We start from the raw sequence: 9,593 nt of genomic DNA on the forward strand, positions 1-9,593 counted from the left end.
AGGTACGACAATTGTCCGAATCCTCTATTTTTCACTGTCCACTTTTCAGGGCCAAGGTCAATCTAAAAAAATTGGATTCTGAACCGATATATTAACCCGGAGTAGTAGAGGTTTCTGCCCTATTATTGATTAGTCAGTAAGCTATGAATGTTTGATATTGCAAATTGTAGTAGCCAACTGTTTAAGTAGAAAACTCAAAACCTTTGTGGCTATATATTGATCATACTTCAATCAATGCCGGTCGAAAAACTGACGGGTTTATCCAATATTCCCCGCGTCCTTTCTTACTAATTATGTCAAAACGTGCTAGTTCCAGCAATCCTTTGTTCACATACGTCCGAGGTGAACTTAGCTCTTCTGCCAGCTGGTTCAATGTTGCAGACACATAGCCCTCCCCGTTCAAGTCGCTTGCCAATTTTAAAAGAACGCGTAATGCAATAGGGGTAAGAGTCGCTAACTGGCTGGCATAATAGCCTCTTGCTGTGAAGATAACTGTCTTTTGCCGCGATTTAACATCTCCAAATGGATTACGGTTGTGATAGCGCAGAACGTTGGCGGCCATAAGTTCTATCTGTTTTAGATTAATAGGCTGACTAGTAATCTGTTAACAAACTAAAGCCAACTTTAGTGCAGAATGTAGCAGATAAATAACGTTGGAAGCTGTCTTCTGCCTAAATTCTGCCAACCGTAACATTATTTTACGAGTCCAACTATTGTTTCAATTAGAGAGCTACTTTGCCTACATCAATTCAAGCTTTTTGCTGATTTATCTTTCTGCCCTGCCAAAAGTGATATGAGCATCAGGCACTTTTGATAATTACTCTAACATTCTATTAATTTGTAAATTAATAGCGTTGTTAGCAGTATTGGGGTTTATACCATCATTGGATACTCCCTTCCCGGTCTGCGGGCGTGCAGCTGACAGCGCTATTTCTGTTTCGTCAGATAGCTTGAGAAAAGCCTAAACGATTGAAAAATCTCCATTTCCCCACAAAAGTGATAGCAAGAAATAAAACCTAAAACTTCTCCAGGTAAATCAATTAATTCCTGTCTGCCGCGGATCTCCGCTTCACTACCCTATTAATTTTGAGTATATCTAAATGCAATATGGGGCGGCATTAAATAATGGCTAATTGCAAAATGATATGAAATCTATCAGGCTCTGTCGAAAGCTGCTTAAACGGCTGCAAAGCGTATATTGGAATTACTACTACAACAATCCAATGCACAAAAAGCGATTGGAGCTAAAATATAAAGATCATTACATTCATGTCTCCTATTCCAAAGAAGCTAAGCAAGCCTGGGCATATGAACGGGAAAGGAAGCGAGTAATGGAAATGCTTGGTCCCCGGGTTTTTAAGCTGGACGAAGATTTTTGACTGCTACTCAGTTTCTAAAGTGGAATTTTATCTGGGTCAGTTCAAGGAATCTCAGGATAAGAAAAATGATCGAACAAGCGCAGCCGGAGACTGTACCCTGACTCTCCCCCGGCTCGGCGCTCGTTTTTTCCCTACCCCCCGGGGTGCTCGAATTTGGACTGCAAAAAGGGATTCCTTACTTTCCATATTGTGGATAATATATCGTTTGAACATTTAGAAAATAGCTGGAAAACTGGCAGTAGACAATAGGGTGTCGGCGCTCTAATCTCTGAATAAGTCGGCACCAGGGAATTTTCACCGACTCAGTATTCAATTGGATTGTCAAGCTGTGATGTCAATGTGGGCTACTTGCTTTTGTCTGATTAGGATAAACATTAGGTTCATCTATTGGGCTTGCTAACCCATACTGTATGCCGTCAAGAATCGTTTTTTGAGATTTGGTAAAATTAGGCCAGTGACTGGCGACCATTTCCAGCGCCTGAATACCCTCCTTTTCATTTATCCGACCAACGGCAACATACCCGCCAATCAGTCTGGCCGCTTTAAGCAGATGAATATGCCGTTGTCCTTCTCCTGCCGATTCGGCAAAGCGTACAATGCGAGTCAGAAGCTGGCTAGTTTCCTTTGAGAAGTAAGCTAAAGCATGGGATGGTCGCGGCCTGGGTGGGGGCAAGGGCGTATAGCTTCCGCTCATTATAGTTGCCTGTTCGTTCATATAAGGCTCGGGATCGTAGCTGACAAAACGCAGATCACAGGGATTGCCACCCTTAGAGGGATCCAGGTTAATTTCAAACCGTTCTCCGAACAAACGCTGCAAATAACGAAAATGGGCGGCCAGGGTTTCGGGAGTTTGATTTTCTGGAAGCCGAACCACGAACCATAAGCCTCCACGCACCGAATAGGCGCAGAGCACAACATAAGCCAGCCGTGCCACATGCTGTTTTAAGTCCGCCATATCGACCCCCTGGTTATCTTTCAGATCAATATCGCCCATCAGCATCGGCCACTGCTTTACGATTTTCTCCTTGAAAGTCGTCTCACGCTTGCGATGGTGCAAAAGAGCAACCGGCGTAAAGGCAGGCAAGCACTTCTTCATTTGATCCTGCCTGGCCTGGTCCGGTTCCTTCCGAATTAACTCCACCGGCTTCTGATAATAGTTGGTAGTGCACATCCGGCGTAGCGTGGTCTTTTGGGTCGGAACGTTACCAAACGCATGGTGCTGGTGGTCATACTCAAAATAGCTGATTGGGCAATCCAACAGACTTGGCCAATTACTTTCCATTTGGCTAGTAGTTTAATTCAGGTAGTTTAGTTTAAACTAGTTTACTAAGGTGGGTTTAAACCAGTTTAAGTAGTTTATATCTCCCCTTTAGGGGGGATTAAACCAGTTAAACTAAACCAGTTTTTTGCTGCGTTGAATCAGTGCTTTCAAATCCGGAAAGGTTAAGTACGTAGGTGGTACCTTCCTTTGTCAACCACCGCTGATCCTGATAAAAGGTCACAAACCCTTTTGCTTTGTTCTCCCCAAATTTGTAGCCCAACGATTCGGCAGCCCCTTGAATTCGGTGGACGGTCGTTTCATACTTTCCTGGTTCCACGCCGTCAAATGCATTCCGCAAAATGGATTCATGAACTTCATTAGAAAGTGAACTCGGTGTGATGATACGAGATGCCTGGTTTGGATTTACCTGCATAGTGTCCTTTTTAACCGACGTTTTCTGTCTGCTTACCCAGTCCTCCCGGACGTAGGGAAACTCGGTCTCATCAACGGAAAAGGCGAAGGGCTCGAAATCCCGATCCCGGCAGTATTCAGGTTTCACAACGGAAATAGTCTTGTCCAGCGGATCGGTCGAAATGGACACCACCGTTTCGGCTTTGTTTTGTAATTCGGTTCCCAAAGCGCCCCGGGCCATCTCATTGCCTTTATTCATGTGCAGGACCGTCAGGATGTGAATATTTCGCTCGGCGGTCCACGTTAACAAATCACCAATCCGGTCGGTTGCTTCGGTCTGGTCGTTAATATCTTTGACCAGATCCCGAAGGCCATCAATGACCACCAGGCCCACGTTCGGGGTGTTGTATATTTTGTGTTTGATCATTTGTAGTCGTTGCTGGGTAGAAAGAGGACGCAAAGCAAACGTGTGCAAATTGTCGGGGGACGGGTTACCTGCCAACCGGCAGATTCGTCTCACAGCGCGCAGAACATGAAAACGCCCCTGTTCGGTGTCGAAATACAAAATGGTCCGCTTATCAGCTTCGAATTTGCCTGTCATCCGCAAAACCGGATTACGACTTAAAGCAGCCCCAACAGCAATGCTAACGGCAAATGTTTTTCTGGATTTCGCTTTTCCAATGAAAGCGGAAATATTACCCAGCGTTCCAAACGTGATTTCACCACCCGCCGGAGAAACTACCGTGAGACATACCGAATCGGGAGGTATTTCCTCGTCGGGATGAACTCGGAGCTGTTCACCCAGTATTTCGTAATCCAATTGACTACCCTGATGTGCATTGCAATCACCTGCGAGCGGGTCGTCCCGAAAAATAAGGTTTGCGGTCTCGGCCAATTCGGCATCTGTCATATCCATAATTGCCAGCTGCTTGATATTTTGATGCTCAGTGTTCATTCGTAGCCCGATTTGATCATGCAGAGATGAACCCAATGTTAACCTTGATCAACAAACGCTACTTACTATACGCAAACGGGTTTGTATACGGGTATAAACGTTAATGACTAAACCACCAAGGGTTGGTTCCGGTCAAGGTATTCGGTCAGCGCCAGGGTTGCGATTTGTTTGAGGGACTTTTTCGTTTTAGCCGAATAAATCCAGACCCGCTCCATCAATTGCTCATCAGCGTTAAAATTAACCCGGACCTGTTTACTGACTGCTCCCATTTTCTGCGGCTCTTTAGACTTCGGAGTGGGTGTTTCCGCCATGGGCGTAACAATAACCGGTGAATGAAAGGGTCGAACTTCCTGTAAAGGGGTACTCGTAGACTGTTTTTTCAGCTTGTCGGCCCATTTGGCCACCGTGTCAGCGTAATTCCCATTTGTTTTCATACTATCTTCTATTGGTTTAATTGCTGTAGAATTTCACTGGCCAGGGCCAGCAGTTCGCCTTTTGCTTTCTCATCGTCGGAATTGAAAATTCCGGATGTCATTGGGCTACGGGTATAGCTAATTCGCTGGCCAATGGTCGAGTCCAGTATCGGTATTGAGTACGTATTTTTAAGAAGCTGGCGTATTTCTTCGGTAACGCTGGTTCGGGGCATGACCATGTTTAAGACGATTCCGGCTTTAATTCGTTGAAAGGTGGCCCTGGTCTTTTCGAGTAGGGTAATCGTGGCTTTAATCGCCATGACATCCAGAAAGCCCGCCCTGGTGGGGATCAGAACGTAGTCAGAAATGGCAAAAAGCTCGGGTAAGCGGGGTGTCAAATACGGTGGGGTGTCGACGATCAATAGGTCGTAGCCGTCTATAATCTTTGCGTCTAAAACGTCATCCAGTTGAACCAAGTTTATCTTTTCCAGAAAGTCGGTCATACTATAAATTGAGCCCTGAGGGTCGGTATCAGCAACTGCAACTTTCAAATCGGAAGCTAGTCCGTAAGCAAGATTGAAAGACAGGGTCGATTTTCCGACTCCGCCTTTTTGATTGGCAATCGTGAGGATATGCATAAAAGTGTTTTTGCAGATTTACTCCTTTCTCCAATTAACCTAATACGGAAATGGGAAAGGCGGCAATGTGGATTTATGGAAATGAAGATTTGAATCAATGTATACCCAAGAAAAAAATTAGATCCTTCGCCGGTATTTTGGCGAAATGCTCAGAAGAGCAAGAACCTCATCCCGCTTGTAGCGAACTCGGCCGTTGATTCGGATAGGGGTAATAATTGCTGGGCGATCCTGGATGTCGCGCGACCAATCATGTAGGGTGACGAGGCTTACCCTGAAAAGTTGGGCAGCTTCTTTCCTTGTTAGAAAATCTGGAAGGTTTTCTGAAGTTGTTGGTGATGACATTTGTTCAGCTAGGCCAGCCTTCATTACTAATCTCATGTCCTCCCGCCACATCTGACGCATTTCGTCGATAGTGACGGGAATAGTAATCCATGTCTGATGCATAAACTTTATCGGTTTGTTTATGCAAGTTTACGGGCTTAAACTCAGGGGGAAGGGTCTGGGGGATCCCCCAATTTTGTTATTTTAATAAAATTTTTTCAAGGTCTTTGCGGTACTTTTCTATTTGATCTATTACACTAAACGTATTTAATAACCTAGCTGCTTCCTCCACTGCTGTGAGGTCTTTAAGCTTTTCTTTGGCTTGTTGATTGGTTAAATTTTTACGTAAGTGATCGTCCAATAATTCGTTTACTTTCTTAGTAGCACCGGCTCCACCCTTTAAATTATTTTTATAACTTAATCCAGTTAATAATGCGATAGCTTTTAATTCGCTTGCTTCGTCAGAGTTGATAGGTTTACGAGGGAATAAATCAGCTTTCTGTAATAGTCGAATAAAGAGTAGCTTTTGAAGAGCTGTCAACCCTTTTTCAGGTTTATTCAATTCAAGGCTTTTATTTGGTTCATCTGAACTGAAATTGTCATTTAGTTTGATCAACTCCGAATAGTCATTGTAAAAGGTCGATGAAGTTATGAAGTCAAGTAGGACTTTTTTTGCATTAATGAATATTTGTTTTCCATTATCGATTAAAATAATAATACGCTCTTTCGTGTTCTCTGAAAAATACTCTTCATCTACAAGATATTTATCAAGATATTTATTCAAATACACGCCTTCAGCATACATTGTAGCAAAATATTCGTTCCCAAATTCATCTTGCATAAGAACACGATCACCTCCTTCCTCTTCATTTTCATTATTCTCTGATTTATTAAAAATGAAGTTTACTGATAGAATATAATCTAAATAATTGTTGTAATCTATTTGAAAAAAAGAGTCAATATTGTTTACAGAATTCGCAAGTTTTTTCAAATATAAAACACCCTGTTCATTGTGTATTATTGACATCAAATTATGTTCAATCTCATCTCTTAAATCAGAACAAATGGAACTCAGTTTGTAAGAGATTTTTTTTAAAACTAAAATATCACTTTTATTGATATGCATATTGTTATAAATATTTTCAACATTATCAGGGTCTGACTTTTGCATCATTTTTGTGCTTATCACAACAAGTGAATAATATGATAATGCTTTATCCCATTCTTCGAATAAAGCATTTAGCTGATCCAATTCAGTAGTTATTATTGTCATAAAGAGTGTGAGGTGTTTTTATATTTTATACTTAATTATACGTTGGTGATGTATAATATTAGACTGCTTTATGAAGAGGCTTAATAATGTCTTTTGAAATTCCACCCTGAAAGTGCGGATGTGCCAACATTCTAAGCGCCGTTTCCTCCTTCGATACTTTAATATATTTCATGAATGATGTCTCTGTTTTGTGGCCAGTGATTTTCATGATATCGAGCGTTGGGACGCCAGCTAGGTATGCATTAGTTGCAAACGACCGACGGGCAGTGTGTGAAGTGACGAGGTTCCATTTTTCAACTGTTTTCGTAATTCTCATTCCGCCTTTGGTGACCGATACCTGAACTATGGCTTTCAGTCCAGCCCTTTTGGCGATTTCCTTTAAATGCTCGTTGAATTTCTGATTACTAATCACTCTGGGTAACCCATCCGCATATTTACTGCATATGGCCAGCACATTTGGATTGAGTGGAATATAAACCCGTGTGCGTGTTTTTTGGGTTTCAACGGTCAGTATCCGTCCACCATGGATGATGTTCTCTGGTTTTAGCTGTGAGAAGTCAGAAAATCGAAGACCCGTATAGCATCCGATCAAGAAGGCATCCCGTACGTTGTCCAGACCTGGTGTTTTGCTTAAATCAAGCGCATACATTTTTTGTAACTCATCGTCGCCGAGGTAAATGCTTTCTGTTTCTTCCTGGATCTTTTTAAAATCCTCGTGACGGAATGTCTCGTTCTGATGAAGTTCATCTCTATAGGATTCTTTCAGAAAGATTTTGACGTTCTTGATGAAGTTTCCAATGGTATTGACAGCAAAGCCTTGTGAGGTGAGGTACTTTTTAAATTTGCCGTAGAACGTCAGCGTAAAGGCGTCGAAGTCTAACCGGGTTGGATAGACCTTTTGGTATTCTTTAAGTCGGTTGAATGTAGTCGTGTAGTTTTTTACGGTGCCCAGCGTATACCGCCTGTTTTGGCTAGTCAGCCGTTTACCGGTTTTACAATCGTCGAGAAATTGCTCGGTGAATTCAAAAAATGTTGGAGCCTTAGATCTCTCATCTGGCGGTGGGGTAGGGGTACGGCCGAACTCCTGATCAAGGAATTCTTTAACCCGTTCTACCGTCGGTTCAAGTTGTGCCAGCTTACATTTGGCAATAATGCGTTTAAGGGCTGACTGATAACGCTCAAGCTGGGCATTGATTCCTTCAAACGGTTCCCGCAGAAACCGGCTTCTCTGATTGGTCTGCGCGCGCTGCAACTTTGAATCCCAATCGGCTGGTAAAACCTTCTCACTCGTCGCGTACTTTAGACGGTTGCTCTTATAACGGTAAAGCAGGATTATAGGCGTGGGAGTGTTGCTAGACGGTTCCCTGAGAACGAACCGGGCCTTGTCATGGCTGGCCTGCATAATGGAAAAAGCTTCGGGTTAAATGCTGAAAGTAAATATACGAAAGGGGACGCTTTGGGGGACGCTTTGACTTAATTTATTTTAATTCTTTTTCGTTAAGAAAAGTAAAGAATTAATATATAGTGCTCAGAATGATAAGATGTTATGTAAAAAGAAGGAAGGGCAGATTAAAAAGTATGTAATCCCTTCGGGTTCACGAACTAGTTCAAAAACGCCTTATACAGCTTGTATAAGGCGTTTTTTGGTTTCTCATCTCGTTCCGAATGGTATTTTCCACCCCCTAAATTCCGAATTTGATCCTAATGGGAACGACACAGAATTTTGTTAAGAAGCTGATTATCAAAGACGATTATGTGAAGAAAGATGGATCTTCACCGCTGTACATTTATGTCAGTATTGACGGAAATAAGGATCGGCTTCCCGTGAAGCTTTCCTGGCCACCATCGCATTTTGATAAGAAGGCCGGGAAGATTTTGGCCCGCACGAAGGGCGATAAAGATCATTCGGATTATCAAATGATGATCGATTCGGAAATGGCGAAAGTGAACGAAATCTTCAAAGAATACCGCCTATCCGGAAAGACGTTAACGATGGAAGCCCTGATCCGTGACTTCAATAGCTTTTCATCCAGGAAGGACTTTTTCACGTTTGCGCAAAAGGATATTTTGGAGCGTTACAAACGAAAGAAAATTGAACTGGGTAGCCGGAACGCCCACCTTAGTAGTATTAATAAGTTTAAGGAATTTGTGAAGTTTGAAGCCGCGAAACAGAAGAAAAAAGGGAAGGAAGCCGCCCAGCCGGATCCGGTTGAAATCCAGCTACCCTTTCACGCCATAACCCCGAAACTACTGGAGAATTACCGAGCCTACATGAAGGCCGAATGTGGTAACGTTCCCAGCACCGTCGAAAACAATATGAAGAATATTCGGGCGTACGTGAAGCGGGCGCTACTGGCCGGGAATGTTTTCGATGATCCTTTTAAGGTTGTGAAGGTTACCAAACCGGAAACGAATCCGAACGTTTTGACGGAAGAACAACTTCAGGCGCTACTGGCGCTATATCGTAAGGATTCGATTCCGGAAGCCTGGCAAATCGTCCTTCGCCACTTTTTATTTAGCTGTTTTACCGGGCTTCGCATCAGTGACGCAAAAACCGTCAACCACGAAAATATAAAGGGTGATTGGCTGGTAATCATGCCGAAAAAAACTATGCGGTATCACAAAGTGATCCGGATCCCTCTTCATCCGATGGCCCGCGTACTTATTAATACATCGCTGGGCCGCCTGTTCGACACGTATTCCGAACCTTACACAAACCGGGTTTTAGACAAAATTGGCCAGGCCGCCGAAGTGGATTTTAAAATCACTACCCACACCGCCAGGCACACCTTCGGAACGCTCTTTATCGAATTGGGTGGAGATGTTGTAACCCTAAAGGAATACATGGGCCACGCCAACATTCAAACGACTATGAAGTATGTCTGTATGTCGTCAAATGAAAGTGGACAAAATGGGTGAAAATGAGAAGAGACAATTCAGTA

9 protein-coding genes are annotated in these 9,593 nt (G+C 43.1%); 1 reads left to right on the forward strand and 8 read right to left on the reverse strand.

From position 1 onward, the window contains the following. Positions 1-220: 220 nt before the first annotated feature. From ACYVHX_RS26405 to ACYVHX_RS26440, 8 genes are all read right to left on the reverse strand, one after another. A complete protein-coding gene (locus ACYVHX_RS26405; protein WP_460674709.1) occupies positions 221-562 on the reverse strand; it encodes a hypothetical protein in 342 nt (113 codons plus the stop codon). Positions 563-1,713: 1,151 nt separating this feature from the next. Beyond that, positions 1,714-2,661, reverse strand: a complete 948-nt coding sequence (locus ACYVHX_RS26410; RefSeq protein WP_460674710.1) for a hypothetical protein — start codon at positions 2,659-2,661, stop codon at positions 1,714-1,716. A 106-nt stretch (positions 2,662-2,767) separates the two neighbouring features. Further along, a complete protein-coding gene (locus ACYVHX_RS26415) occupies positions 2,768-4,006 on the reverse strand; it encodes an AAA family ATPase (protein WP_460674711.1) in 1,239 nt (412 codons plus the stop codon). Between the two features lie 107 nt (positions 4,007-4,113). Then, the gene (locus tag ACYVHX_RS26420) at positions 4,114-4,440 is read right to left on the reverse strand and encodes a hypothetical protein (protein ID WP_460674712.1); all 327 of its coding nucleotides are present in this window, start codon (positions 4,438-4,440) and stop codon (positions 4,114-4,116) included. Between the two features lie 8 nt (positions 4,441-4,448). Beyond that, the gene (locus ACYVHX_RS26425; protein WP_460674713.1) at positions 4,449-5,057 is read right to left on the reverse strand and encodes a ParA family protein; all 609 of its coding nucleotides are present in this window, start codon (positions 5,055-5,057) and stop codon (positions 4,449-4,451) included. A 117-nt stretch (positions 5,058-5,174) separates the two neighbouring features. Further along, entirely contained in the window at positions 5,175-5,501 is a 327-nt protein-coding gene (locus tag ACYVHX_RS26430; protein ID WP_460674714.1) for a helix-turn-helix domain-containing protein, read from the reverse strand. 76 nt (positions 5,502-5,577) lie between these two features. Next, positions 5,578-6,651, reverse strand: coding sequence for a hypothetical protein (locus ACYVHX_RS26435; protein ID WP_460674715.1), 1,074 nt, complete (start codon positions 6,649-6,651; stop codon positions 5,578-5,580). Positions 6,652-6,709: 58 nt separating this feature from the next. Beyond that, positions 6,710-8,053, reverse strand: coding sequence for a tyrosine-type recombinase/integrase (locus ACYVHX_RS26440; RefSeq protein WP_460674716.1), 1,344 nt, complete (start codon positions 8,051-8,053; stop codon positions 6,710-6,712). Between the two features lie 302 nt (positions 8,054-8,355). Between ACYVHX_RS26440 and ACYVHX_RS26445 the strand changes: the two genes are divergently transcribed. Then, positions 8,356-9,570: a tyrosine-type recombinase/integrase gene (locus ACYVHX_RS26445; RefSeq protein WP_460674717.1), complete on the forward strand. Its 1,215-nt coding sequence runs from the start codon at positions 8,356-8,358 to the stop codon at positions 9,568-9,570. Positions 9,571-9,593: the final 23 nt, after the last annotated feature.

It is taken from the genome of Larkinella ripae (genome assembly GCF_054780775.1).

Excerpts from the sequence above, each read along its gene's own strand:
- ACYVHX_RS26445 (WP_460674717.1), top strand. The coding sequence starts at position 8,356 with ATGGGAACGACACAGAATTTTGTTAAGAAGCTGATTATCAAAGACGAT.
- ACYVHX_RS26440 (WP_460674716.1), bottom strand. The coding sequence starts at position 8,053 with ATGCAGGCCAGCCATGACAAGGCCCGGTTCGTTCTCAGGGAACCGTCT.
- ACYVHX_RS26420 (WP_460674712.1), bottom strand. The coding sequence starts at position 4,440 with ATGAAAACAAATGGGAATTACGCTGACACGGTGGCCAAATGGGCCGAC.
- ACYVHX_RS26430 (WP_460674714.1), bottom strand. The coding sequence starts at position 5,501 with ATGCATCAGACATGGATTACTATTCCCGTCACTATCGACGAAATGCGT.
- ACYVHX_RS26415 (WP_460674711.1), bottom strand. The coding sequence starts at position 4,006 with ATGAACACTGAGCATCAAAATATCAAGCAGCTGGCAATTATGGATATG.
- ACYVHX_RS26425 (WP_460674713.1), bottom strand. The coding sequence starts at position 5,057 with ATGCATATCCTCACGATTGCCAATCAAAAAGGCGGAGTCGGAAAATCG.
- ACYVHX_RS26410 (WP_460674710.1), bottom strand. The coding sequence starts at position 2,661 with ATGGAAAGTAATTGGCCAAGTCTGTTGGATTGCCCAATCAGCTATTTT.
- ACYVHX_RS26435 (WP_460674715.1), bottom strand. The coding sequence starts at position 6,651 with ATGACAATAATAACTACTGAATTGGATCAGCTAAATGCTTTATTCGAA.
- ACYVHX_RS26405 (WP_460674709.1), bottom strand. The coding sequence starts at position 562 with ATGGCCGCCAACGTTCTGCGCTATCACAACCGTAATCCATTTGGAGAT.